Origin of the sequence: Paraburkholderia sp. Cpub6, assembly GCF_014201065.1 — a bacterium.
In the GTDB taxonomy this organism is placed as follows: domain Bacteria; phylum Pseudomonadota; class Gammaproteobacteria; order Burkholderiales; family Burkholderiaceae; genus Paraburkholderia; species Paraburkholderia tuberum.
Window position 1 is genome coordinate 51,336 of sequence record NZ_JACHDM010000013.1, and the last position, 25,250, is coordinate 76,585.

Annotated in this window: 23 protein-coding genes and 3 pseudogenes; 12 read left to right on the top strand and 14 right to left on the bottom strand. The window is 62.3% G+C overall.

Annotation, left to right across the window (positions count from 1 at the left end; all coding sequences use genetic code 11):
• Positions 1–26: 26 nt before the first annotated feature.
• Together HDG33_RS21480 and HDG33_RS21485 are read right to left on the bottom strand one after the other, a co-directional pair.
• Complete coding sequence (locus HDG33_RS21480) at positions 27–1,334, bottom strand: MFS transporter (RefSeq protein ID WP_184033064.1); 1,308 nt, start codon at positions 1,332–1,334, stop codon at positions 27–29.
• A gap of 149 nt (positions 1,335–1,483) precedes the next feature.
• Positions 1,484–2,284 carry a putative hydro-lyase gene (locus HDG33_RS21485; protein WP_260330548.1) on the bottom strand — a complete coding sequence of 267 codons (801 nt, stop codon included), beginning with the start codon at positions 2,282–2,284 and terminating at the stop codon, positions 1,484–1,486.
• A 188-nt stretch (positions 2,285–2,472) separates the two neighbouring features.
• Between HDG33_RS21485 and HDG33_RS21490 the strand changes: the two genes are divergently transcribed.
• Positions 2,473–3,405, top strand: coding sequence for a LysR family transcriptional regulator (locus tag HDG33_RS21490; protein WP_184033066.1), 933 nt, complete (start codon positions 2,473–2,475; stop codon positions 3,403–3,405).
• A 104-nt stretch (positions 3,406–3,509) separates the two neighbouring features.
• Here the strand turns inward: HDG33_RS21490 and HDG33_RS21495 are convergent, their stop codons facing one another.
• The 7 genes and pseudogenes from HDG33_RS21495 to HDG33_RS21525 all read right to left on the bottom strand — a co-directional run.
• A complete protein-coding gene (locus tag HDG33_RS21495; protein ID WP_184033068.1) occupies positions 3,510–4,367 on the bottom strand; it encodes an MBL fold metallo-hydrolase in 858 nt (285 codons plus the stop codon).
• Between the two features lie 199 nt (positions 4,368–4,566).
• Positions 4,567–5,541 carry a LysR family transcriptional regulator gene (locus tag HDG33_RS21500; protein ID WP_184033070.1) on the bottom strand — a complete coding sequence of 325 codons (975 nt, stop codon included), beginning with the start codon at positions 5,539–5,541 and terminating at the stop codon, positions 4,567–4,569.
• A gap of 85 nt (positions 5,542–5,626) precedes the next feature.
• A complete protein-coding gene (locus HDG33_RS21505; RefSeq protein ID WP_184033072.1) occupies positions 5,627–5,893 on the bottom strand; it encodes a hypothetical protein in 267 nt (88 codons plus the stop codon).
• The gene (locus HDG33_RS21510; RefSeq protein ID WP_184033074.1) at positions 5,874–6,392 is read right to left on the bottom strand and encodes a DUF2778 domain-containing protein; all 519 of its coding nucleotides are present in this window, start codon (positions 6,390–6,392) and stop codon (positions 5,874–5,876) included. The genes HDG33_RS21505 and HDG33_RS21510 overlap by 20 nt, the downstream gene beginning before the upstream one ends.
• Before the next feature lie 12 nt (positions 6,393–6,404).
• A complete protein-coding gene (locus HDG33_RS21515) occupies positions 6,405–6,890 on the bottom strand; it encodes a type VI secretion system tube protein TssD (RefSeq protein ID WP_184033076.1) in 486 nt (161 codons plus the stop codon).
• Positions 6,891–7,135: 245 nt separating this feature from the next.
• Positions 7,136–7,393, bottom strand: a complete 258-nt coding sequence (locus HDG33_RS38375; RefSeq protein ID WP_184033077.1) for an AlpA family transcriptional regulator — start codon at positions 7,391–7,393, stop codon at positions 7,136–7,138.
• A pseudogene (locus HDG33_RS21525) lies at positions 7,386–7,709 on the bottom strand (hypothetical protein); the annotation flags it as partial. The gene HDG33_RS38375 and the pseudogene HDG33_RS21525, both read right to left, overlap by 8 nt.
• Before the next feature lie 437 nt (positions 7,710–8,146).
• Between HDG33_RS21525 and HDG33_RS21530 the strand changes: the two are divergent.
• Complete coding sequence (locus HDG33_RS21530) at positions 8,147–9,064, top strand: mechanosensitive ion channel family protein (protein ID WP_184033086.1); 918 nt, start codon at positions 8,147–8,149, stop codon at positions 9,062–9,064.
• Between the two features lie 83 nt (positions 9,065–9,147).
• Here the strand turns inward: HDG33_RS21530 and HDG33_RS21535 are convergent, their stop codons facing one another.
• Positions 9,148–11,097 carry a M48 family metallopeptidase gene (locus HDG33_RS21535; protein ID WP_184033088.1) on the bottom strand — a complete coding sequence of 650 codons (1,950 nt, stop codon included), beginning with the start codon at positions 11,095–11,097 and terminating at the stop codon, positions 9,148–9,150.
• Between the two features lie 51 nt (positions 11,098–11,148).
• A complete protein-coding gene (locus tag HDG33_RS21540; protein ID WP_184033090.1) occupies positions 11,149–11,748 on the bottom strand; it encodes a LemA family protein in 600 nt (199 codons plus the stop codon).
• Positions 11,749–11,980: 232 nt separating this feature from the next.
• Between HDG33_RS21540 and HDG33_RS21545 the strand changes: the two genes are divergently transcribed.
• The 8 genes and pseudogenes from HDG33_RS21545 to HDG33_RS21580 all read left to right on the top strand — a co-directional run bounded on the left by HDG33_RS21545 (position 11,981) and on the right by HDG33_RS21580 (position 19,283).
• The gene (locus tag HDG33_RS21545; RefSeq protein WP_184033092.1) at positions 11,981–12,274 is read left to right on the top strand and encodes a DUF72 domain-containing protein; all 294 of its coding nucleotides are present in this window, start codon (positions 11,981–11,983) and stop codon (positions 12,272–12,274) included.
• Positions 12,275–12,737: 463 nt separating this feature from the next.
• Positions 12,738–13,598, top strand: a complete 861-nt coding sequence (locus HDG33_RS21550; RefSeq protein ID WP_184033094.1) for a transporter substrate-binding domain-containing protein — start codon at positions 12,738–12,740, stop codon at positions 13,596–13,598.
• Between the two features lie 95 nt (positions 13,599–13,693).
• Positions 13,694–14,416 (top strand): ABC transporter permease, encoded by a 723-nt coding sequence (locus HDG33_RS21555; RefSeq protein ID WP_184033096.1) that lies wholly within the window; start codon positions 13,694–13,696, stop codon positions 14,414–14,416.
• An 18-nt stretch (positions 14,417–14,434) separates the two neighbouring features.
• Complete coding sequence (locus HDG33_RS21560) at positions 14,435–15,181, top strand: ABC transporter permease (protein WP_184012210.1); 747 nt, start codon at positions 14,435–14,437, stop codon at positions 15,179–15,181.
• A gap of 25 nt (positions 15,182–15,206) precedes the next feature.
• A complete protein-coding gene (locus HDG33_RS21565) occupies positions 15,207–15,998 on the top strand; it encodes an ABC transporter ATP-binding protein (RefSeq protein ID WP_184033105.1) in 792 nt (263 codons plus the stop codon).
• Between the two features lie 19 nt (positions 15,999–16,017).
• On the top strand, positions 16,018–17,628 hold the full coding sequence (hutH, locus tag HDG33_RS21570) for a histidine ammonia-lyase (RefSeq protein WP_184033107.1): 1,611 nt from the start codon (positions 16,018–16,020) through the stop codon (positions 17,626–17,628).
• A gap of 53 nt (positions 17,629–17,681) precedes the next feature.
• Positions 17,682–17,915: pseudogene (locus tag HDG33_RS21575) on the top strand (GntR family transcriptional regulator); the annotation flags it as partial.
• A 300-nt stretch (positions 17,916–18,215) separates the two neighbouring features.
• Positions 18,216–19,283, top strand: coding sequence for a purine nucleoside permease (locus HDG33_RS21580; RefSeq protein WP_184033109.1), 1,068 nt, complete (start codon positions 18,216–18,218; stop codon positions 19,281–19,283).
• A 353-nt stretch (positions 19,284–19,636) separates the two neighbouring features.
• Here the strand turns inward: HDG33_RS21580 and HDG33_RS21585 are convergent, their stop codons facing one another.
• From HDG33_RS21585 to HDG33_RS21595, 3 genes are read right to left on the bottom strand one after another with little or no spacing between them, the layout of a single operon-like run.
• Positions 19,637–20,173 carry a nucleoside deaminase gene (locus HDG33_RS21585; RefSeq protein ID WP_184033112.1) on the bottom strand — a complete coding sequence of 179 codons (537 nt, stop codon included), beginning with the start codon at positions 20,171–20,173 and terminating at the stop codon, positions 19,637–19,639.
• 26 nt (positions 20,174–20,199) lie between these two features.
• Positions 20,200–21,312: a BMP family ABC transporter substrate-binding protein gene (locus HDG33_RS21590; RefSeq protein WP_184033114.1), complete on the bottom strand. Its 1,113-nt coding sequence runs from the start codon at positions 21,310–21,312 to the stop codon at positions 20,200–20,202.
• A complete protein-coding gene (locus tag HDG33_RS21595) occupies positions 21,309–23,423 on the bottom strand; it encodes a winged helix-turn-helix domain-containing protein (RefSeq protein WP_260330549.1) in 2,115 nt (704 codons plus the stop codon). The genes HDG33_RS21590 and HDG33_RS21595 overlap by 4 nt, the downstream gene beginning before the upstream one ends.
• 326 nt (positions 23,424–23,749) lie before the next feature.
• Between HDG33_RS21595 and HDG33_RS21600 the strand changes: the two genes are divergently transcribed.
• Together HDG33_RS21600 and HDG33_RS21605 are read left to right on the top strand one after the other, a co-directional pair.
• Complete coding sequence (locus tag HDG33_RS21600) at positions 23,750–24,679, top strand: LysR family transcriptional regulator (protein WP_184033116.1); 930 nt, start codon at positions 23,750–23,752, stop codon at positions 24,677–24,679.
• Between the two features lie 99 nt (positions 24,680–24,778).
• A pseudogene (locus HDG33_RS21605) lies at positions 24,779–25,114 on the top strand (hypothetical protein); the annotation flags it as partial.
• Between the last annotated feature and the right edge of the window lie 136 nt (positions 25,115–25,250).

The following is a 25,250-nucleotide window of genomic DNA, read 5'->3' on the forward strand; positions in this document are numbered from 1 at the left end:
TGGTAGTGGTGTGCGCAAAATGAAAATCAGGCCGATTCGAGTTCGCGACCGCGCGTCTCGGGCAGCGTAAGCGCGGCGATGATCAGTACGCCATACGCGGCCACGGCGAAAATCCCGATGCTCGTGCCCAGGCCGAAGCGGCTCGACAGCACGCCGATCAGCACCGGAAACAGCGCCCCGATCGCGCGGCCGACGTTGTAGCAAAATCCCTGACCCGAGCCGCGCACACGGGTCGGAAACAGTTCGGTGAGAAACGCGCCCATGCCGGAAAAAATGCCCGACGCGAAAAAGCCGAGCGGAAAGCCGAGCCACAGCATCGATGTATTCGTGAGCGGCAACGAGGTATACGCGAAGGCAATCGCCATGGAGCCCAGCGCGAACAAAATGAAGTTCGGCTTGCGGCCGATGCGGTCCGTGAGCCATGCGCTGCACAGATAGCCCGCGTACGAGCCCACGATGATCGTCGCCAGATAGCCGCCCGTGCCCATCACCGTGAGATGACGTTCGGTCTTGAGGAAAGTCGGCAGCCACGTCGTGATCGCGTAGTAGCCGCCCTGTGCGCCCGTCGTAAGCAGTGCGGCGCGCAGCGTCGTCGAAAGCAGCCTGGGAGAGAAGATCTCAGTGAAGCGCGGCGTGTCTTGAGTGTCGTACTGCTGAACCCTGGCCTGTTCGAATACTTCAGGTTCCTTCACATAGCGGCGGATCGCGAGCACGAGCAGGGCAGGCACGAGTCCGATCAGGAACAATGCGCGCCACGCGATTTCAGGCGCCAACACGGAGAACAGCACCGCGTAGAGCAGGGCCGCCATGCCCCAGCCGAGCGCCCAGCCCGACTGCACGAGACCGACCGCCTTGCCGCGGTCGCGCGCGCGGATCACCTCGCCGATCAGCACCGCGCCCGCCGTCCACTCGCCGCCGAAGCCGAAGCCCATCAACGCGCGAGCCGCGAGCAACTGGCCATAGTTCTGCGCGAGGCCGCATAGGCCGGTGAACACGGCGAACCACAAGACGGTGATCTGCAACGTGCGCACACGGCCGATGCGATCGGAAAGAATGCCGGCAATCCAGCCGCCGAGCGCAGAGGACAGCAGCGTCAACGTGCCGATGAAGCCGGCGTCCGCGAGCGAGATGCCCCAGGTAGCGACGAGCGTCGGGATGACGAAGGAAAGCATCTGCGTGTCCATGCCGTCGAGCATGTAGCCGACCTTGCAGCTCCAGAACGCGCGACGCGCGTGCGGACCGGCTTCGGCATACCAGGAAAGCTGCGGGCTTCCCGTTCCTGACTTCATGTCGGCGGCATCGTCGACGCTCGCCGTGAGTGTCTTGCTGTCCATCTGCTGCTCCTGTGGATAGACGCATGGGAAACGATCGAAGCCACGCACGAACGTAGGGATGCGTCATTCCCTCAGGGCCGCGCGGCCCGATGGCTTCAAGGTGCTGTGAATCGCTTGTTGCACGACGGCGCCGCGCGCCGCCGGGACGGTCAGAAAATAGCCAGCGACGCGTTGGTGATATCCGTCATCAGCATGTGGCCGGGCGCGTGCGCAACCGCGAGCGGCAGCTTCGCGGCCATCAGTGCCGTTTGCGGCGTCACGCCGCAAGCCCAGTAGACAGGCAGTTCGCCCGCGCGGATCGTCACCGGGTCGCCGAACTCGGGGCGCGCGAGATCGACGATGCCGAGTTCCGCTGGATCGCCAATATGCACGGGCGCGCCATGCACGCCCGGAAAGCGGCTCGTGATCTGCACGGCACGGATCGCGTCGGCGCCGCGCAGCGGCCGCATCGACACGACGAGTTCGCCGCCGAACACGCCCGCCCGCTGGTTGGGGATGCTGGTGCGGTACATCGGCACGTTGCGGCCTTCTTCGACGTGGCGCAGGCCGATGCCTTCCTTCGCGAGCATGTGCTCGAACGAGAACGAACAGCCAATTGCAAATACAACGAAATCGTCCTGCCAGAGCGCTTCGATCGATTCGACGCGCTCGCTCAGGTTGCCGTCGCGATAGACGTTGTACGCGGGCACGTCGGTGCGGATGTCGATGTCGCGCCCGAGCATCGGCACGCGGAACTCGCCAGGCTCGCCCACGCCGAGCAGCGGACATGGCTTCGGATTCGCATGGCAAAAGCGCAGGAAATCGTGCGCGTGCGCAGCGGGCAGGATCGCGAGATTGGCCTGCGCGTAGTCGCCGCAATGGCCGGCCGTCGGGCCACGGAAGTCGCGGTGACGGACGGCCTGGCGGAATTCGGATGGAGTCATGGTGTTAGCGTGCTCTGGCGGTTGCATCGGATTGTCTGCGGTGGGCGACGCGTCTTGCCTACCGTCAGGCGAAGCATAGAAAAGAAGAAAATTTGACGCCAGCTAGTTTTCTTTGCGCCAGGTGAATAGAATTTCTTAACGGAATCGCGGGTTTTCCCGAGTCACGTTGAGATTTTTGGAGCGGTTGCTCCCGTTGTATTGCCCACCTTTGACTGATGAATACGCGCTTCCTCGAAACCTTCGTCACGCTTGCCAAGCTGCGCAGTTTCCGCACGACGGCGGCCGCGCTTCACGCCACGCCGGCGGCGATCTCGCAGCGCCTGAAGGCACTGGAAGACGAATTGCATACCGTGCTCGTCGATCGCGAGAGCCGCGAATTTCGGCTCACGCCGAACGGCGAATATCTGCTCGGCTACGCGAAGGCCGTGGTCGAGGCGACGCGCCAGTTGCAGGCCGCCGCGTCACATGAAGGCGCGATGCGCGGCAAGTTGCGACTCGGCGTGATCGAGACGGTCGTGCATAGCTGGCTTGCCGACTATCTGCGGCGGCTCTCGAAGGACTATCCGCAGCTCGAAGTGGAGCTTGCGGTGGACGTGAGCGTGGTGCTGCAGCGGCGTCTGATGACGGGCGAACTCGATCTCATCGTTCGCGTGGAAGGCAGCGACGAGGAATCGATCGTCTGCGATGCGCTCGCGAACTATCCGGTGCACTGGATCGCGCGCGCGGGGCTGCTACCGCCTTCGCGCAGCGGACTCGCGAAACGCGTGCTGCGTCATCCGATCCTCACATTCGGGCGCGGGACGGCGCCTCATCGCGCGCTGGAGGACATCGTCAGCAAGCTCGCACTCGCCAACGGCGTGCCGCTCGCGGATACGCGCATTACGGGTTCGCCATCGATTTCGGTGATCGTGCAACTCGTGCGCGATGGCTTTGGCGTGGCGGCAATTCCGCGTCTGTTCGTCGATGATCTGATCGCGCGAGGCGAGGTGGTCGAACTGCCGCTGCAGCCCTCGCCGCCGTCCATCGTGGTGTCGATGTCCCGACGCGCGGATGCGCCGCTTTTCGTGCACGGCGCAGCGAACGCGGCACGTGCGGCGTGTCATGAATACTGCGAGCAGGGAGACCGACGCCTGATCGAGCGGCTATAGAGCCCGGCTCTTGCGGACTCTGGAGGCGGCAAGCGACCCAGGAAGAGTCATTCGACCCCGCGCTCCAGATCGTTGACGACTTCGTTTAGCGAAAAACAGCGAATTCAGTCCTTTCGCATGCGTGCAACCAATGCGAGCAAGCGGGCATTCATTTCCGCAGCCTGCAAATGCGCGTGCCAACCGTGACCAGGAAGCAGCCATTCGAAGCGATACGCGGCCAACTTGCTGAGCGATTCGGTGAGCGCTGTCCACGAGTACCAGCACGCGTCCCTGAACGCGACGAGGTCCTGCTGGCGTGGGCTCCAGGCAAGCGAATCCCCCGAGAACAGCACGCGATCATCGAGCTGGTACACGACGCTACCCCGAGTGTGCCCGGGCACAGGGATCGCGCGCACGCCGGCCGCAATGTTCAGTGCTGAACCGTCGTCGAGCAGATCCGTCGCATACGGGGCGGCCGACACGTCCTCGCGGTGAATCCAGACGCGCGCGCCGAATTGACGCGCGTATTTGTCCGCGTCTGCGACGTCGTCACGATGCGACAGCAGAATGTGCGCAATACCGCCAGCGCCGTCAAACCATTTCACGAGTTCCGCCGCATAGCGCGGGGAGTCGATGAGCAGATTGCCTTCCGGACGCGCGGCAAAATAAGAATGTGCGCCAAACGACGACCGTGCGTTGAATCCACAGCGCCACACGCCCGATGTGATCTGCTGCGGAAAGATCGCTGCGTTCGGACGAGGCTGTTTCGTTTCGCTGCGTACCGACGCCGTAGGGCATACGAGCACCGCACGCCAGGCATCAAGCTGCTCTTCCGGTGTGGCCGGCTGCCGAACGAAGACACTCTTGTCGTTGCGCTCGACAATCAGCCCAGGCGCGACGTGACGAGATGCACCGCAATTGATGCATGCAGTGTCGATGTACCACTCTCCTGAAGCAGAGTCGGCATTACGTATGGGCTTCATCTGATGCTCCCGGGCTGACGTGCGCGTCTGGCGGCTCGACGCTCGCTGGCGTCTCGCGGTCGTTGGAGGGATTGTTACACGATCATTGATGTACAGGCGGAAACGGCTCGTTCGCCACGCCCTTGTCCCGCTACGAAGCCTTGTCTGCGTTTGGCGCATGATTTACCACGGCTGGCTACGCTTGCCGCAACAGACACCCCTACGCGGCACTTCGTCTGCTCCTGGCGCGGCCGCTTCTGCTCGTCGAAGTAACCAACTCCTCTGCTGTGAGGAAAAATTGACTGTTGTCCGCGAGGCGCGCAACGATGAAGTCGATGAAGGTTCTCACGCGGAGCGGTTGTTCCGTCCGGCGACGGTAGTAGACGTAAATCGACTCGCGCTGGGTCAAATGCTGAGTGAGCAAAGGCACGAGCCGTCCAGCCCGGATGTGTGAGACGGCCGAGAAGCTTCCAAGCTGCCCAATTGCCACGCCGGCCAGTACCGCTTCGGTTTCAGCGTCGATATCGTTCGAACAGACCGAAGCAGCCATCTCCCGATACACAATCTCCCCGCCCACCATAAATTCCCACGGCGCCTGCTTGCCCGTGTTCGCACGCCGGTATCCAGAACAACGATGCGCATCGAGCTCGTCCACGGTTTTCGGCGTGCCGTACCGTTCGAGATAGGCTGGCGACGCGCATACGATCAACTGAATCGGTAGCAGTCGCCTGGCAATCGCCCCCTCGGAAGGCGGGGACCCGCCGCGGAAGCCGACGTCGGCGCGATCGCCGACGAGGTCCGTGAAATGATCGTCGAAGCGAATATCGATCTGCACGTCAGGGTATAGCGCCGCAAACTCAAGGATCGATGGCCAGAGTGCCGTTCGCCCGAGCGCCGTCGGAGCGCTTATCCGTAGGGGCCCCGCAACTTCCTCTCCCGAACGGCGAGCATCGTCAATCGCGGACGACAACATGGCGAGCGCTGGCTCGACACCTTGCAATAGTCTTTGCCCCTCTTCGGTCAGACTCAACTTTCGCGTTGTCCGATGAAACAGCCGGACGCCAAGCGACTTTTCGAGCTGCATGACCGCGTGGCTCGCGGCCTGCGGCGAGATGCCCAGGTCCGCGGCTGCCCGACGGAAGCTGCCGAGCGTTGCTGCACGGACGAACACCGAAATCGCCCGGACCTCATTCATGGCTGACTCCATTCGCAAATATTGATTGATTATGAGTCTAGCCTTCGATGCCTGGTAGCTGTTAATCGCGCGCCCTATGCTTCTCTCAATGTGGCTCTTTGCCGCGACAGTACCGCCATAGCCTGATGATCACCACATAGGCAAGCGTCGCCACAAGCAGATCAGCCAGCAGCATGACCGGGATGTATAAATCATCCGGGTCGCGAATGCCAAGCCGATTTGCAGCGTGTAACCACGCAAGCGCCTGCCTTTCCGGCATCGGTATAGGGTATGTGTGGACGTAGGGCACGGAAAGGCAGAACAGGCCGACAAATAGCGCCACCTTGAACAGCCTACGGACAAGTGTTGCCATACGCGATGACCTCAATTGTTCCGTAGGCGCGAAGCCCCGAATTGCCGGCAGGAATGGTGATGGTGTGCAGCAGCGCGTTACGGATTCTCAGAAAATCCGTGCGGCTCGGAAGCGTAATACAGCCGAGTGAAATACCTTCGCCACCTGCCGGATGCAACCGGAATTGTCCGCGCTTGACACCATCAATCCATGTCACGTCGTCAACGAGTCCATCATCCCGATACAGTGCGAACCATTCGCGATGATGTACCGCACTCCCAATCGCTGAATTAACTGTGTCCTTTATCGAAGCCCAAGCTTGAGACCCGATACCGCCAGTGGGCCGGTCTACGATCCAGTATTTTCCGGCAGGGATCGGACCGTTACTTGGCACAGCCGTGCAGCCACCGCGATTGCGGTATTGATCGTTTCCAGAATACGCGTCGAACGTGCCGACACCGAAAATTGTGAGCGGTGAAAACTGCTCGTTATTCACCAAAAATTTACCCTGATAGGCCATTGTCACTCCCGCTTATCCGCGCTCATTCCACGAATCGGTGTATTTGATATTGCCATCAAGGTAATGCCACGTGATGCGGTCGTACATCATGGAGACCGCTTCAACGTGATTGAGTGCGGATGCCTGCGCCAGCCTGGTATTAGCCATGCCGGGGTTGATGCCACACACCTTCACACCTTCGATCGTCATCACGAAATAGACTTCCTCTTTGCCTGCATTGTTGATGCGATACCACTTGATCTCGGCGGACTGCAGCGTTTGCCCCTTCGCCACGGCCTTGTAAAGATAAGGCGTCGCCGCATCGAACTCCTTTTCGAACGCAATCGGCGAGTGCGCACGCGCGCCGGTGATCTTGCCGTTAGCCGCATCGACCGGCAGATTCACGCCGTGGCTGAAGCCGATAATTTCAATGCTTCCCTCGCGATCCTGAACGGTTGACGAGCCTTTGATGTCTGCGCCGCCATCATCTTTCAGCCACATATGTGCAGGAATTGGCATCTTGAATTGTTCCTTGAATGGTTTAATGAGCGCTGCATGGTTACGACCTCATTTTTAATAAGGTATGCGCTACGAACGGACAATTTTTTTTACCCGGCTACGTAAGCATTTGCAACGGGGATGCTATGCACTATCAATACTTTGACGTGATTTAACAAACATCGGAACTGTGACTGCGATCTGATCGAGCGCAGCGCGCAGGCAAAAAAGACCCGCGCGATGCGGGTCGGGTGGATGTCCTGCGATCAGGTCTCGGATCGCTGGCGCTTCGCCTTCCTTGGCGGCTTTATCTGCGCCTTGCCTGCGTCCGAGTCGTGCTGCAATGTGCCTGCCGCACAATCTGCGATCCATTGATTGACCTCGCTTTCACGCCAGCGCACCGCCGCCACGCCGACCTTGATGGGTTTGGGGAACTTGCCTTGCGCGATCTTCAGATAGATCGTCGATCCGGTCAGGCCAATACGCTGCTCGACCTCGGCGCGGCGTAGCAGGCGCTCATTCATGCGCTGCGTGACCTCTTATCTCCGCGAGCCAGCGGAACGGTTGCCAGACCACGGCGATGCCCACGCCACGAAAGAGTAGGGCCTGGCCGAGCTCGACGAAATGCGTGGTGGGCGCGGCGAGCATGACGTTCTGGGCGAACTGCGGCATGCTGCGCTCGAGCGTGGCCATGAAAATGCCCATCGAAGTGGTGGCGAACAGGTGCAGCGCCGCGCCAGCGAGAAAGAGCGCGACCGATCCTTCAATCGGTACGTGCAGCGCGTCGCGCACGATGAATGTGAGCGAGAGCGCCGCTGCGGCGACGGCGGCTCGTCCGACACGCGTGTGGCCGCGACGCAGCCGACCTATCGGAAGCATGTGAGTGAAAACCAATGCGCTCAATGAGTTGAGCGAGTCATGAGCCTGTTGTCCACAGGCTTGTGCCCAGTTTCTGTGGGTATCTTGAGTGGTTATCGAAACGCCTGCAGAGAAGCTCGAACGGGGCGTGAGGACATCGTTTCCGTCTCCTCAAAGTCACGCCGGCGGGGCCGTTCACGGAACTCGGGGCGGGCAGCCGCCAGCCCGGGCGGCTGCCGTTACGACAGAAGCGATCTGGATAACAGGCTCAGAAAAAACACGCAGCTTTAACCGCTGAAAATGCCCAAAACGGAAGTTATCTGGTTAAATCCCCGAAAGCCACTCGAGTTCGTCCACATATACCGTCGATGCGCGCGCGGCAATCTACCCGCTGTCCAATATAGGGATCGTCAAGACACATGGAGAATCTTCTCGTCGAAATCAGTTCGGACAGGTGGGCTTTCTTGCTGGATATGCTCACCGCGTTCTCGATTCGTCTAGGCGCCGCTGCGGGCATACTGGTGATCGGATGGTGGGTCGCGCGCCGCGCTTCGATGTCGCTGAGCCGGCTTCTTGCGCGTCAATCACGCATGGACGCCACGCTGCGACCGATCCTCTGCGACATCGGCCTGTGGGGCATTCGCATTGTCGCGATCGTCGGTGCGCTGTCGCAGTTAGGCATCCAGACGGCCAGCATCATTGCCGTGCTTGGCGCAGCCGGTCTTGCGGTCGGTCTCGCGCTGCAAGGCACGATGCAGAACATCGCGGCCGGCATCATGCTGCTAGTGTTGCGGCCGTTCAAGGTCGGCGACTATATCGAGGGCGGAGCCGGCAGTGTCGCGGGCACGGTCGACGAAGTCAATCTGTTCACGACGCGTCTCACCAAACCCGACGGCATCTGCGAATACGTGCCGAACAGCGCGTTGTGGAGCAATTCGATTCGCAACTTCAGCCGTAATCCGATGCGCCGGCTCGATCTCGAAGTGGAGATCTCGATCGGTGACGATGTGGATCGCGCGCTTGAGGCGCTGCGCACGCTCGCCGCCGCCGACCCGCGTGCGCTCCGCGATCCCGCGCCGCAGGTGATGGTCATCCGCTTCGACGACAGCACGGCGGTGCTGAATATCCGCGTCTGGTCGAACACGGACATGTTCTGGACCATGCGCTGGGAACTCGCGCGTCGGGTGCGTCAAACACTGACCGACGCGCAATGTTCGCTGCCGTTGCGCACTCGTGAATTGCACATCGTGCCGAGCGCGACGGCCGCGTCGGTCACCGGCGCAGCCGCCGGTCAGGCAGGGTCATCCGCGATCAGAAAACCGGAGCAGGGGGTGTAACCCCCGGTTCTTCGATCCAGCGGCATAGCGATTGCAGTTGTTCTGCGTTTCTTGCCGCGACAAAGCCCTGCATGCAATGTCGTTCATCGTCTGTCCGATTCGCTCGCGACGAGCGGCGGTAGCGGGCAGTCGAGCGTATCGCAAATGGCGCGGAGCAGCTCCGCTTCACGGACGGTGACCTGCTGGTTCGCCACGATGCAGCCCGCGCAGGCGGCGACAATCCGCTGCTTGATGGCCGGGATGGATTGATCGAGCGTTTGCAGGGCCGCGTCGAACCCTGCGAGGGTGCATTTCTCGCGGGGCGGCAAGCGGTGGGTGTGGTCGCCGCCAATGTAGCCGCGCATGCCGGTATCGAAAGCCCGGGCGGCCTGGTCGGGTTCCGGCTGGTCTTCCCAGGCCAACAGCGCTAACACCGTCGCCACCGGCTGCGCCAGTTTTTGCGGCGAACTGTGCATTGGACGCGTCTGACGCTGCGGCAGGAACTGGGCGTCGAGATGGCGATGCAGCACACAGCGGAGCGTGTACTCGAACAGGCTCAGCCGCTGGTCGGCGATCACTAGCATCTCGACCTGGGCGCGGAAAGCCCGGTGCTGGCGCGGCGACATCTGCCGCAGGGCTGGCAAGGTCAGGTCCAGCAGCGGCAACCGATGCGTGTCCGGCAGTACCTGGACAGGGACAACCAGCCGCAAGGCTTCCGCGAAGTCCTGGGGCTCAGCGTCGGCCTTCAGCTGGGTCAGCTGGAGTTCCCGCAGGTCCGCCCGCGGGTCCATGAGAAGAGCATAGACCAGGGCGCGAGCACTGAACGGCTCCTGTGCGGCGACCCGGAGCACCCCGGGCATGCTGTCGTGCAGCTCGTGGGCGTAGTCAATCACTTGTGGATCAATGTGGCCGACGCGGGACGCCGCATCGGCGGCGAAGCCCAATACCGGCACCGGCACCTGCGGCAGCCCCGGTAACGTGGGCACCCCGGCGAACGGCGGGACGCGGCTGGGGCGGGTGCCCTTGAGTTGTTCCCGATCGACATCGACCGGTCGCACTTCCGGGAACTGGCCGTCGAACTGGGGATGGAGCCGGCGGATGCGCTCGACGAGGGGCGGGTGGGTGGCCAGCAGTCCGGCGAGCCCCTCGCCGGCGAAAGCGTTGGCGAAAAACATGTGACCAGCCTCGGCGGCCCGGGGGGTGTCGATGCGCGACCCCTCGGCCAGCCCGCCGATCTTCTTGAGCGCCCCGCCAATCCCGTCGGGGTTGCGCGTGAATTGGACGGCGCTAGCGTCGGCCAGGTACTCGCGCTGCCGGGACACCGCTGCCATGATCAGCCGACCGAAGAACGCTCCCACCAGTCCCAGCACAAACACGCCCAGTCCCAGTAGCACCATGCCGCCGCGGGAATCCTGTCTTCCCGACGAGCGTCCGCGGGACGCGAACATGAGGCTGCGGCCGATGATGGACAACGCCATGATCCCAAAGATCAGGCCGATCAGCCGGATGTTGAGCCGCATGTCGCCGTTGAGGATGTGGCTGAACTCGTGCGCCACCACGCCCTGCAGCTCGTCACGGGTCAAGTAGTCGAGGCAGCCCTGGGAGACGGCGACCACAGCATCGCCCGGGGCGTAGCCGGCCGCGAAGGCATTGATGCCGGTGTCCGGCAGAACATATACGGGGGGCACCGGCACTCCCGCAGCGAGGGCCATCTCCTCGACGACGTTGAGCAGCCGCTTCTGCCGCGCGTCGGTGGTTGTGCCGGGCACCTCCTTACCGCCCAACATCAAGGCGACCGCCTGCCCGCCGGAAGCGAGCTGGGCCACCTTGAGCGCGCTGGCACCGCCGACCAGGATGCCCACCGCCGGCGCCGCGAGCAGGAGCATGTCAGGTTGCCACCAGGACACTGGCTCGTGCGCGCCATACATGCTGAACGCCACCAACAGACCGTACACGAGGGCGATCAGAATCAGGATCGCGAGGACGAAATAGACCACCAGCTGGAAGGTCTTGCGCCGTGCCGAATCCTGCTGCTGAAAGAAATTGGTGGCCATGGTCGGCGCGGTTTTGAGAGCGTGAAGCGCACGGAGCCGTGGCGGTTCCGGTTACCGGAACGACACCTTGGGCGCTGCGCGCTCGGCCTCTGTGGTTTCGAGCAGTGACGCTTCCTTGAAACCAAACATGGCGGCCACCATGACGGCTGGGAAGACCTCGCGCCGGTTGTTGTAGTCGGTGGCGGCGTCGTTGAAGGCTTGCCTGGCGAAGCCGATCTTGTTCTCGGTCGAGCTCAGTTCCTCCTGCAGGGCGAGCATGTTCTGGTTGGCCTTGAGGTCCGGGTACGCTTCGGATAGCGCAAAGAGCCGGCCCAGAACGCCGCCGAGCTGGGCCTCGGCCTCGTTAAACCCCCTGATGGCCGCCGGGTCGCTGGGGTTGGCGGCGACTTTCTGCTCGGCTGCCATCGCGCTGTTGCGGGCCTTGATGACGGCGTCGAGCGTCTCCCTTTCGTGACCCATGTAGCCCTTGACCGCTTCGACCAGGTTCGGAATCAGTTCGTAGCGGCGTTTGAGCTGCACGTCGATTTGGGCGAAGGCGTTCGCGAAGCGGTTCCGGGCGACCACTAGCCCGTTGTAGATGCCCATGAGGCGGAGCGCGAGCAGTAGCCCGACGCCCAGCAGCACGAGCAGGGTGACGACGACGGGACTCATTGGCCGTGACCTCCGACGAGAGGACTGCTGGTTTGGACCATCGCGCGACTATGGAAACAGGATAAGTGAAATGACATTTAATTCAATCAATTCGTGAAACTGTTATAAGACAAAGGGTGCGAATTAAGCGTGCCCCATTAATTCCTTTCATTCCAGATCTTGACTTCTATCCCGCGACAAAGATTGGGGCTGACCTGGTTACGGCCTAACTGGCTTCCGGCACGAAGGCGGCGTGTGCCCGTCTCCAGCACGATCACGGTGGCAAGCGTTTGTCCAATGCCGGGTACTGGAGCTCTCGATCGTGCGGCTGCATGGCCGCAACGGGGAGACTTGGAGCGGCGCAGACTCGGCCGCCGACCGGTTCAACCAGGAGTACTCCGAGGACGATCTGCGCGCGCTCGCGCCGGAAATCGAGGCAGTAGCGAAGAACGTCGGGCGCACGCATGTCTTGTTCAATAACTGCTATCGGGATGTCGCTCGGCGCAACGTGGGAATGATGATGCGGCTGCTCAACGCCGAACGGTAGGGGCTCGGAAGGCGCAGTTCGGCCGGGAGTTGCCGTTCGCGCAACACACAAAGTCGTCATTCCAACGGCTGGTTCACCTGGCGGATTGCTGTCGGTGGCGGGAGCCTCCCGAGGGGTAACTGGCCAGCCGGCGGAAACAACTCCACCAGTCGACCTGCCTTCAGATCGTCCATGAGGTCCAGTCGCGACTTGTAGACAAGGCCTTCCCCGGCTATCGCCCAGCGACGAACTGCATCGGCATCGTCGCTGATGCGATTACCCGTGACTGCCACTGTGCGTTCGCCGCCAGGCGGGGTAAAGCGCCAGATCCGAGACCCTGACCTGGTGGATACCCTGAATCGACGACATTTTCAGAAATTGCGCTTGCGCCAAAATTCGACTTCCCGCATCTTGTCTAGACAAGACGAAACCGCGATTGGCGCGCTACCGTAATGAAGTTTTCGGCAATCCAAGGAGTGTGGACATGCAGGCGAAGTGCAGATGGTTGGTCAAGAGTTTGATCGGTGCCGCGTTTGGAGCGGCGGCGCTTGCGGGCAACACCGCCGAGGCGAAGGACTGGACGACAGTGACGATCGCCCTCGAAGGCGGCTACGCGCCCTGGAACATGACGCTGCCGGGCGGCAAGCTGGGCGGCTTCGAACCCGAACTCGCCGCTAACCTGTGCGCGCGGGCGCAACTCAAGTGCAATCTCGTGGCGCAGGACTGGGACGGCATGATTCCCGGCTTGCAAGCCGGAAAGTTCGATGTTCTGATGGATGCGATCTCGATCACGCCAGAGCGCGAGAAGATCATTGCCTTCTCGAAGCCGTATGCGTCCACGCCGGCGACCTTCGCGGTCACCGACACGAAGATCCTGCCGAAGGCAACCGACACCCCGGCGCCGCTGAAGCTCGACACCGACGCCAAGTCGAACGCGCCCGCCGTCCAGGCGCTGCGCACGGCGCTCAAGGGCAAGACCATCGGCATTCAGTCGGGCACGGTCTATACGCGCTTCATCAACGAGAACTTCAAGGATGTCGCGTCGATCCGCGTCTACAAGACCTCGCCGGAACGCGATCTCGATCTGTCCAATGGCCGCATCGACGCGTCGTTCGACGATGTGACGTACTTCGCCGCAAATGCCGACAAGAAGGAAACGGTGCCGACGGTGACGGCCGGCCCGAAGATCGGCGGCCCGATCTGGGGGCCGGGCGAAGGCCTCGCGTTCCGCAAGCAGGACGCGGACCTGAAGGCGAAGTTCGACGCGGCGATAACGTCGGCGATTACCGACGGGACTGTGAAGAAGCTTTCGGAGAAGTGGTTCAAGACCGATGTGACGCCCTGAGCGTCGCTCACAACGTGACCGCGCGCTTCGGCCTGATCCGGCTCGAAAGGCTGATGCCGCGCGGCTTGTTTCGCAGGCTTGGTTGAGGTGGCGTGATGGCTCTTTTCGAAATGCTCGGCTTCGGGACCGATGGCTGGGGCGGCCTGCTCCTGCTCGGTGCGTTCATGACGGTGGTGCTGACGCTTGCGGCGCTCGCGATCGGCGCGGTATTCGGCGCGCTCGTCGCAGCGGCAAAGCTCTCGCGCTTTCGCACGGCGCGCGTGATCGGCGACTTCTACACGACCGTCTTCCGCGGCGTGCCGGAACTGCTTGTCATCTATCTGTTCTACTTTGGCGGCTCGACGCTGGTGTCCTCGATCGGGCAGTGGTTCGGTGCCGACGGCTTCATCGGCGTGCCGCCGTTCGTGATTGGCGCGTTCGCGGTGGGCATGATTTCCGGCGCATATCAGACGGAGGTCTATCGCGCCGCCGTGCTAGCTGTCTCGCGCGGCGAACTCGAAGCCGCGCGCGCGATCGGCATGCCGACGCTCACCATGGCGCGCCGCATCCTTATTCCCCAGGTGCTGCGATTCGCACTGCCGGGTATCGGCAATGTGTGGCAGTTGAGCCTCAAGGACTCGGCGCTGATCTCGGTCACCGGTCTCGCCGAATTGCTGCGTGCCAGCCAGGTCGCGGCGGGATCGACACACCAGTACTTCCTGTTCTTCGTCGTTGGCGGAGCGCTCTATCTCGCGATGACGGGCGTTTCGAACCGTGTGTTCGGCCGGGCGGAGACGATCGTCGGCCGCTCCTTCAAGCGCAACTTCGCGCGCAACTGACGCAAGGGCGGCCTCATCATGCATATCGATTTCGATTTTCTTCTCGACACGACGCGCCAGCTCGTTGCCGCCGTGCCGACCACGCTGAGCCTCTTTTTCACCTCGCTCGTGCTCGGCGGCCTGCTTTCGCTCGTGATCGTCACGATGCGAGTCTCGCCGCACTGGCTGCCTAACCGCTTCGCGCGCGCCTATATTCTCGTGTTCCGCGGCTCGCCGCTGCTGATCCAGATGTTTCTCGTCTACTACGGGCTCGGACAGTTCGGCGTGATCCGCGAAAGCTTCCTGTGGCCCGTGCTGCGCGAGCCCTACGTGTGCGCCGTGCTCTCGCTCGCGCTGTGCACGGCGGGCTACACCGCCGAGATCATCCGCGGCGGCCTGATGGCCGTGCCGGTCGGGCAGATCGAGGCGGGTCATGCAATCGGCCTGTCGGGCTTCGCGCTGCTGCGCCGCGTGATCGGCCCCATCGCGTTGCGGCAGTGCCTGCCCGCCTATTCGACTGAAGCCGTGCTGCTCGTCAAGTCGACGGCGCTCGCAAGCCTTGTCACCGTCTGGGAAGTGACTGGCGTCGCGCAACAGATCATTCAGCAGACCTATCGCACGACGGAGGTGTTCACGTGCGCCGCGTTGATCTATCTATGCCTGAATTTCCTCGTCGTGCGCCTCATCGGCCTCGTCGAGCGTCGCCTCTCGCGCCATCTGCGCGCCGCGCCCACCGTCGTGCGCCGTCCCGCCACGCAACTCGAAACCCGCCGCGTCGCGTCTTGATCGGCCCATCTTTCCGGAGAATCGTATGAACGCAGTCGCACCGGCCGCCCTGTCCGTGAGGAACATCCACAAGTCGTTCGGCGACCATCATGTGCTCAAGGGCATTTCGCTCGACGCCCACGAAGGCGACGTGATTTCGATCCTGGGTGCGAGCGGCTCGGGCAAGAGCACGTTCCTGCGCTGCCTGAACCTGCTTGAGATGCCCGACGACGGCACCGTCGCGCTTGCCGGCGAAGCGCTGAAGATGAAGCGCCGCCGTGACGGCAAGCTGCAACCGGGCGACCGCCGCCAGGTGGACCGCGTGCGCTCGCAGCTCGGCATGGTGTTCCAGAACTTCAACCTGTGGTCGCACATGACGGTGCTGGAGAACCTGATCGAAGGCCCGATGCGCGTGCAAAAGCGCAGCCGCGCCGAAGCGGTCGAGGAAGCCGAGGCGCTGCTCGCGAAGGTCGGCCTCGCCGACAAGCGCGGCCACTATCCCGCACATCTCTCGGGCGGCCAGCAGCAGCGCGTGGCAATCGCGCGCGCACTCGCGATGCATCCGAAGGTGATGCTGTTCGACGAGCCAACTTCGGCGCTCGATCCCGAACTCGTGGGCGAAGTGCTGCGCGTCATGCGCACACTTGCCGACGAGGGCCGCACGATGCTCGTCGTCACGCACGAGATGGGCTTCGCGAAACACGTTTCCAATCGCGTGATGTTCCTGGATCAGGGCCAGGTCGATTCGGACGGCACGCCCGCGGAGGTATTCGGCGAACTGAAGTCGGAGCGCTTCCGCCAGTTCGTGTCGAGCCATCAGGACCGCAACGCACATTGATCCATCGTCGGGGTTCATCATGACCGTCATCCGTACCGGAAACCCGCTGGACTGGCGCGAAGTCTGCGCCGTCGCGGCAGGCGCACCGCTCGAGCTTTCCGCGCAAGCGCGCGAGCGCATTGGCGCCGCGCGCGCGCTCGTTGAGCAGATCATCGCGCGCGGCATGCGCGCCTACGGCGTGAACACCGGGGTCGGCGCGTTGTGCGACGTGGTGGTGTCGCCGGCCGAACAGCACACGCTTTCGCACAACATTTTGATGAGCCACGCGGTGGGCGTCGGCGCGTCGCTCGGCGCGCAGGAGACGCGCGCGATCATGGCCGCAGCCATCAACAATTACGCGCACGGGCATTCGGGCGTGCGCGTCGAACTCGTCGAGCGGCTCGTCGCGCTGCTCCAGGCCGATTGCCTGCCCGAAGTGCCCGCGCTCGGTTCGGTCGGCTATCTGAGCCACATGGCGCATATCGCACTCGTGTGCGTCGGCGCGGGGCACGTGAACTGGCGCGGTGAGCGCATCAGCGGCGCCGAGGCGCTGCGCCGGCTGGGGCTCGAACCCTTGTCGCTCGAAGCGAAAGAAGGCTTGAGCCTCGTGAACGGCACGCCGTGCGTGACCGGGCTCGCGGCGCTCGCGCTGCAACGCGCGCACCGGCTGCTCGACTGGGCTGACGCCGTGGCGGCGATGAGCTTCGAGAATCTCGGCGGGCAGATGGTGGCGTTCGACGCGGGTTCGCTCGCGTATCGCGTCTCACCGGGCCTCGCGCAGGTCGGCGCGCGCATGCGCGCGGCGCTGCTGGGCAGCGGTCTGCTGGCGGCGGCACTCGGACGGCGTACGCAGGATCCGCTCAGCATGCGCACGATTCCGCATGTGCACGGTGCGGCGCGCGATGTGCTGGCTGCGACGGCCGAAGTCGTGAACCGCGAACTCGCCTCGACGACTGACAATCCGATCATCGCCGGCACGCCCGAGGAGCCGCGCGTGTTCTCGCAGGCGCACGCCGTCGGCGCGTCGATCGCGCTCGCCATGGACAGCCTCGCGGCTGCGGTCGCGCAGGTGGCCGCGATGGCGGAGCGGCGTCTCGATCGTCTTGTCAATCCGCTCGTGAGCGGGTTGCCCGCGTTTCTCGCGCAAGCGAGCGGCACGCGCTCGGGCTTCATGATCGCGCAATACACGGCGGCGGCGCTGGTCGCGCAGAACCGCCGCGAGGCCGCGCCCGCGAGCCTCGACGGCGGTGTGACGTCCGGCTTGCAGGAAGATCACCTTTGCCACGCCACGCCGGCCGCGCTCAAGGCGCTTGCCGTCATCGACCACAGCGGCCGCATATTTGGCATTGAACTGCTTGCCGCGGTTCAGGCATACGACCTGCAGCCTATCGCGGCCGAGCGCGCGCCGTATACGCAGGCGTTGTATAGCCAGGTTCGCGCTGTCTTGCCGACCTACCGTGACGACCGTCCGCTTGCGGACGACATGACACGCGCATTCCACATGATCATGGATGATGGTCCGCCGCCGTTGCCCGGCCCGCTGACGGTCCGGCCCTCACGGGATTTCTGCATTCCGGCACCAACGGACTCCGTGGCGGGCAGCGCGGCGGCCTCAGCGAACGATGCTTTGCCCGGGGCGGTGGGTACTTGATGCTGGCGTCGCGCGGCGCCGCGCAAATCGTTCACGGTGCAACCAGGACAGTCATGACTGAGGCGGCGCAGGCGGGTGGAGAGGCGAAGCGGTTGAAGCTGCAGCGCAAGCTTGCGCCAGCATACGAACAGATAAAGCGCTATGTAATCGAGCGCATAGCCGATGGCACCTGGAAGCCTGGAGACGCAATCCCTTCGGAAACCGAGTTGGTCAAGGAGTCCGGAGTCGCACGCATGACCGTTTCGCGCGTGCTGCGCGAGTTGAGCGCACAACGTGTTCTCACGCGGCGGTATCTTTGAGGCCGAGCTTCGCCAGGTTGAATTGGCCTTTGCGAATGCGATTCACCTTCACTATTTGCGCCAGAACCAGTCGCTGTACATTGTGTCCGCCGTTGCCGTTTCGTCCGCATCGAAATTCGCCGCCGCTTGGCAATACAGATTTTTCTCTGCTTATACTCACTGTCACCTGAACGGCTCACGCCCAGGTCCCACGCTGCACGCCGACAAAAAACCACGACGTCAGTCGACAACACGGCACGCGACTCACGTTTCGCAACCGCAGTTCTTACATATCGGGTGGGACCTCTTATGCTAAATCGTGCTTTTGGTGCAGCGATTTCATCGTTGCTCGTGGCAGGCGCGGCAGCTGCGCCGGCCATCGCGCATGCCGATGACAGCTTCGCGCAGGACGACGGCGCGTCGCATGGCCGGCCGGTCAAGGTGATGATCATTTCGATGTTCGGTCCGGAAGGCCAGGTGTGGCTCGATCATCTCGGCCCGTGGCAGGACATCACCGTCGCGGGCCTGTCTCCTGACTACCCTGCCGTACACTGCAATCGCAAGGAGGTCTGCGTGATGACGACGGGCATGGGGCACGCGAATGCCGCCGCGTCGATCATGGCGCTGACGTTCTCGCCGCGTTTCGACTTGCGTCACACGTACTTCATGGTGGCGGGCATCGCTGGTATTGATCCGCTTCAGGGCACCGTCGGTTCCGCTGCGTGGGCGAACTGGCTGGTCGACTTCGGGATTCAATGGGAAATCGACGGACGCGAAATTCCGCCGGGCTGGAATACCGGCTATCTCGGCATCAACACGACGGGCCCGAGGCAGAAGCCGCCGCTCGACTATCGCACCGAAGTGTTCCAGCTCAATCCGGCGCTTTCGAACGCGGCATTCGCGCTGTCGCGCCACGTGACGCTCACCGACGACGCACAGGCGCAGGATGCCCGTGCCAAATACAGCTATGCGCCCGCGAACCGTCCGCCGACCGTGATCCAGTGCGACACGCTGGCGGGCGATACCTGGTGGTCGGGCACCGATCTCGGCGAGCGCGCGAGGCAATGGACGAAGATTCTGACCGACGGCAAGGGCACCTATTGCACGACGCAGCAGGAAGACAACGCCACCTTCGAGGCGCTGACGCGCGCGGCGACCGTGCATCGCGTTGACCTGAACCGTGTCGCGGTGCTGCGCGCTGGCTCGGACTTCGACCGGCCGTACGCGGGCCAGTCGAGCGCGGACAATCTGCTCAACTACTCGTCGCAGGGCGGCTTCACGATCGCGATCGACAATCTGTTCCTCACGGGCAATCCGCTCGTGCAGGACATCGTCACGCATTGGGGCGAGTGGCGCGACGGCGTACCGCAGCGGTAGCGCGTTTGCGGCGTGGTGGAGGGTACCGCGTGCCGGTCTGCACAGCGATCGTGTCCACCGTTGTCGTCAGTTGCCGCGGCGCGAGCGGTGGCCGCGCCTACGCCAACGCAGACCGGTGGTGTGCTCGGAGCACCGGCATGCGACCTCACGGGATCTGACCGCGCCATCTCAGCATTTGTGCTCCTACCTCAGCGTGGGGGTACGTTCGGGTGGTCTGATCCGGCGAACGGCCGCAGCAACTGCGCAAGGCCCGAACCGAGCCCTGCGGGCGCGGTGGCTGCGGCGGCCGCTGCGCGGGCGGTGGCGGCTCCGCGCGCGGCATGATGCGAACATAAGGCCGCGATGCGCCATGCTCATCGGCGTCCCCAGAACCTGCGCTGCACCTGCATCACTTCTTCCTCGACCTCGGCCACGGGCCCAACCAGTTCAATGCGCTTCTGGCAATGGTCGAAGACATACCGCGACGACACACTCATCGTGGGATTCTCCGCATGATTGCCCGTGGCTTGCAGCAGGCGCTCTTCCGTCATTGCAAAAACCACCCGCCCAATGTTGGCCCAATATGCCGTGCCTGCGCACATGCAACATGGCTCAACCGTCGTATAGAGCGTGCAACCCCACAAGAATTGCGGCGTAAAGTTGAGCGCGGCGATACGCGCGAGCACCGCTTCCGCATGATTGACGGAATCGACATTGCCCTGTTCTATTAGAACCGACTCCTGATCGGGCCCGACGAGTATGGCGCCAAACGGGTGACGGCCCAACAGCATCGCACGTTCTGCGATAACGATTGCATGACGCAGATGGCGGACGATCTGCTCGGGTGTCGGCGCGAGCCCCTGTTCAGGGAACGCCGAGGCGTTCTGTTTCGAGGAAATGACAAGGCTCAAAGTGAGTCTCCTCCACGTTGGCTGAGTTACTTCGGCAACGTGCCCTCGACCCCCTGCACGAACCAGTTGAGCCGCAGCAACTCGGCGTCGGGCAGCGACGTGCCGGCTGCCACCTTGATCGCGCCATTCTGATCCCTGATCGGTCCGGAGAACGGATCGAATCTGCCCGCGATAATGTCGTCGCGCTTTTGCGCCAGCGCCTTTTGCGCGGCAGGCGATACGGCTGCAGTGTTGATGTCAGCGAGGTCGATTGCTTTTTCCTTGAGACCCCACCACGTCGGCGCGTTGGTCCACGTGCCGGATTGCACCTGTTCGATCAGGTGAGAGTAGTAGACGCCCCAGTAGCTCACGCATGCGCCCAGTTGGGCATTCGGGCCGAACTTCTTCATGTCCGAGTCCCAACCGAACGCGTGCACATTCTTCTGCTCGGCAGTCTGCATTGTCGCCGTCGAATCGGTGTTCTGGATCAGCACGTCGGCTCCCTGGCCAATCAGCGTTTCGGCCGCCTGTTTCTCCTTGCCTGGATCGAACCAGCTATTGATCCATATGACCTTTACCTTCGCATTCGGATTGATCGAACGCGCACCCATTGTGAAGGCGTTAATGTTGCGCACCACTTCCGGGACCGGCACCGAGGCGACGAAGCCGAGCGTATTCGTCTTCGTCGTATAGCCGGCGACGAGCCCAGCCAGATAGGCGCTCTGGTACGTGCGCACGTCATAGGTCGCAAAGTTCGTGGCCTTCTTGTATCCGGTCGCATGCTCGAAGACGACGTCGGGATAATCCTTTGCAGTCTTCAGTTCGAAGTCCTGGAATCCGAAGCTCGAGCCCACGATAATCTTGTTGCCCTTGTTCGCGAGGTCGCGAAACACGCGCTCCGAGTCAGCGGATTCGGGTACGTTCTCGACGCGCGTGACCTTGATCTTGTCACCGAACCTCGCTTCGATCGCCTTCACACCCTGTTCGTGTGCGTAGGTCCAGCCAGCGTCACCGGGGTTGCCGAGGTAGACGAACGCGACGCCCATCGGCACCGCGGCGGTGGCAGTGGGGCTCAACGCGACATAGATGCCAAGCGCGGCTAAAAGCGTAACCGCAGGGCGCAGTGAGCGCACCACCGCGCGAGCGAAGTTTGTTCTCATGGAGTCTCCGAAGATGGGGAACTGGAAGGAGACGACGCCGGTCGTCCAGACGACTGGCGGCGTCGCGTCAGCGATGATGGTGAGTCAATATCAAGGCCGAAATATTGATTCGTTATGTGTCGTATAACGGAATGGATATGAAGCCATTGGGAAATTGGCCTGCGGATCGCGGAGTTCGAATAGGAGACCGCGATCGTCGTGTGGGCCAGCGACAGGCCGCGCTCGGACATCATTGTCGGATGATGAGATCGGGGGGGCAACACTTTAACCGATTCACCTTCACTATTTGCACCAGAACCGTCGCCTGTATCGCCAGCAAGAGCCAGCACTTCCGTCCACGATCGTGCCGACTTTGACACGGGCTCCTGAGCATAGATCAATGCCGAGGCGAGAGTGGCACGCACGCGCATTTCGGTGTCTGAGTCCACCGAGGCAGGGGGCAGTTCTTCAAGCGCATCGATGGCCTGCTCGGCACGCGTGCAGCACTCGTGAATCAGGCCCGCATCGAGCAGCGCCTCTGTGAGACCTGCCGCGAGCTCGACTCCAATCCGCGTATCGCCATGCTGCGAGAACGCCCAATCGAAAGCGCTGCGTGCATCATCCAGCGACTGCCGGAAATCGATTTCCAGGTCCAATTGTTCAGCGACACTGTCAGCCACACACGGTCGCAAGCAATGGGAGACATAGCGTGCATGGCGCGCCGCGATCAGCCTCTGCTCGCCTTGCGCATGCAGCTTCTCCAGCGCATAGGCACGTGCCGAATCGGAAAGGCGATACCTGCTTACCGGCCCCTCCAGCTCAATGTTGACGAGCGATTTCGCCACCAGATCGCCGATGCCGCCGATCGCGTCCGCCACAGCGTATTTCTCGTCGCACACCACCGCGCACATCGCATCGAACGTAAAGCCGCCGCTGAATACCGCGAGGCGCCTGAACAGTAACTGATGGCATGGATTCAGTATGGAGAAACTCCAGTCGAACGTCGCACGGAAGGTTTGATGGCGTGGCAGAGCGGTCCGGTAGCCGCCCGTCAGCAAACTGAAACGGTCGTGCAGATAGCGATGAACACCCTCAACGCCGAGGCCAGCGACGCGCGCCGCTGCCAGCTCGATCGCCAAAGGAATGCCGTCCAGCCGGCGGCAGATCTCGCCGATGAGATGAATTTTCTCGCAGCCGGCGTATGCATACCGTTGGATTGAATTGACGCGCAGCAAAAACAACTTTACCGCTGGAAACTGGACGATCTCCGCATGGGTTGAATGCGAAGGAGGCACGTCGAGTGGCTCGACCCGGTACACCGTCTCTTGCATCAGGCGAAGCGGTTCACGACTCGTTACCATCACACGCAGAATTTCGCTTGCCGCTACGAGTGCGTCGACGATCCGCGCGACGGCGTCGATCACATGCTCGGCGTTATCCAGCACGAGGAGCAGGCGTTTGCCGGAAACCGCCGCAGCCAGTTGCGCAATGTCGACTGCAGCATCGAGCGTGGACAGCCCGCATGCTTCGGCGACCTCGCATAGGACCGCATCTTCGGTTGTTGCCGTGGCAAGTTCGACAAAACACACAGCGCGGGAAGAATCGTTCGATGCCTGCCGTGCTACCGCTATAGCCAGGCTTGTCTTCCCAATACCGCCGGCTCCAGTCAGCGTCAATAGCTGCGTAGTCTGGAGCAACATGCTGATCTGCCGAACGGCTGCGTCGCGGCCTGTGAGCCGGGTTTCGCGTAGCGGCAGGCTACGTCTGAAGGCTCGGGACTCGACCGCAGGAGCCCGGCTCTCAACGGGTCGTTGTCGCAACTGATACCCGCGACCAGGGATCGTGACAATCAGGTTGCGATCCTCACCAAGTATTTTGCGTAACGCGGACAGATGGACCTGGATATTGTTTTCTTCGACGACGGTTTTCGGCCAGACACTATCCAACAATTCGTCTTTCGTAACGAGTCGTCCAGCGGCCGACACGAGCACGGCAAGAATATCGAAGGCGCGAGATCCGACAGGTACGAGCGTGCCGCTTTGGTGCAGCGTCCGCATCTCCAAATCGATCTGAAACCGGCCCAGGTCGATCATGCTGGTGCCGTAATTCGCGGGTCGCTCGGTAACCGTCATGTTTGTGCTCGCATTGATCGAGGGGAGTTGCGCGCCGGCTTTATGCCGATGTCAGTCGCATTCCGGCTAAGCAGAGTAGTTGCCCGCCTGGTCTGCGCAAGCCTGAACGTCGCGGCGTATGTCTCCAGAAATAGCCTGTTTGATTTATTAAATCTCCGTGACATTGGAGAAAGTTTTGTCTCACCAGACTCGACAGCGCGCCTGCGCCCTCCGGCGGCTGTATTCCCTCGCGAAGGAATTGAGGATTCTGACGGACCGAGTCTGCCAGCTTTACTTTTGTTCACAAACCGGTCTATAAACAAAATTCTTTTGAAAAGAAATCAAGAATGAATATCACCCTCGACGAATTGGCGACTTTCATGGCCGTGGTCGATACCGGCTCGATGACGGCAGCTGCCCAACATCTCGACCTGACAGTGTCGGCGGCCAGCCGGACGCTGGGGCGCCTCGAGGAAAAGCTGAAAACGACCTTGATGCGCCGGACCACGCGCAGGATGGAGCTGACCGAGGAAGGGCGCGCGTTCCTTCAACACGCGCGCGCCATCATCGATTCCGTGGAAAGCGCGGAGGAACAGATCGTCGCGCGGCGGGAAAACCCATCGGGGCTCCTGCGGATCAATGCAGCGTCGCCTTTCATGCTGCACGTGATCGCACCGCTTGTGCAAGGCTACCGCGTGCGCTATCCGCACGTTCACCTGGAGCTGAACACGAACGACGGCATCATCGATCTACTCGAGAGCCGCACCGATGTCGCTATTCGAATTGGCCGGCTCAAGGATTCGACGCTGCATAGCCGGCTTGTTGGCAGTAGCCGCATGCGTGTTCTTGCGAGTCCCGACTATCTTGAGACGCACGGACATCCGCGCGAGGTCGCTGACCTTGGCAAGCACGTACTGCTGGGCTTTACACAACCGGAGTCGCTCAATGTCTGGCCGTTGCTCGGTGCCGACGGTGAGCCGTACCGTATCGAGCCGGTAGCAAGTTCATCGAGCGGCGAGACGCTTCGTCAACTGGCGCTCGAAGGCGTGGGCGTTGTCTGCCTGTCGGATTTCATGACCGACCGGGACCGCGAAACAGGGCGTCTCGTGCAGATCCTCGCCCGTCAGACCAAGGACGTCCGTCAGCCAATCCATGCTGTCTATTACCGCAATACAGCCGTTTCTTCGCGAATAGCGTCGTTCATCGATTATCTGATGGGCGAGATTGGAGGCAACGGGGCGACTCAGCATCAGACTGCGTGGGCGCGTCAAGCTTAGCCCGGATCGACTACAGCCCGTGCCTGGCTATTTGCGAGGTTTAACGTTTCCAGTCGCTTGAACGTCCGTTACGGAGAAATCCAACTGTCCCTTGTGGGTGGGCCGTGCACGATGGGCCGCAACAAGAAGGATCCGAAACCCCTCGACACGTCGGCGTTCAACACGCGGGTGAAGACCGCCTCAGAAGTCCTGCGCCGCCATGAGCAGCAATTGCGTGCGCAACTCCATAAAGAAGTGCGGGTGGCGAGCGCGGACGGTAACGACGAACTCGACATCACGCTGGACATCGTTGCGGACGACATCGAACCGTACGCGCTGCTGACCGCGCTCGACACCTTCGGCGAGCAGTTGGCGCAAGTGCAGGTCGCGCCCAGCTTCAAGCTCAGCAAGGCGAGCGCCGTGGCCTGGGTCGAAAACGAATTTCGCCGCCCGGGCTGGAGGCGGGGCAGGCCGGCTGACCAGGCTGATTCAAAAATTACTAACGCCTGTCAATATACTTTCATATTCACTTCATAGAATCCTCGCGTCATAGCGGCGCGAGCGTGAACCATGCGGGTTCGGGCTGACTGCG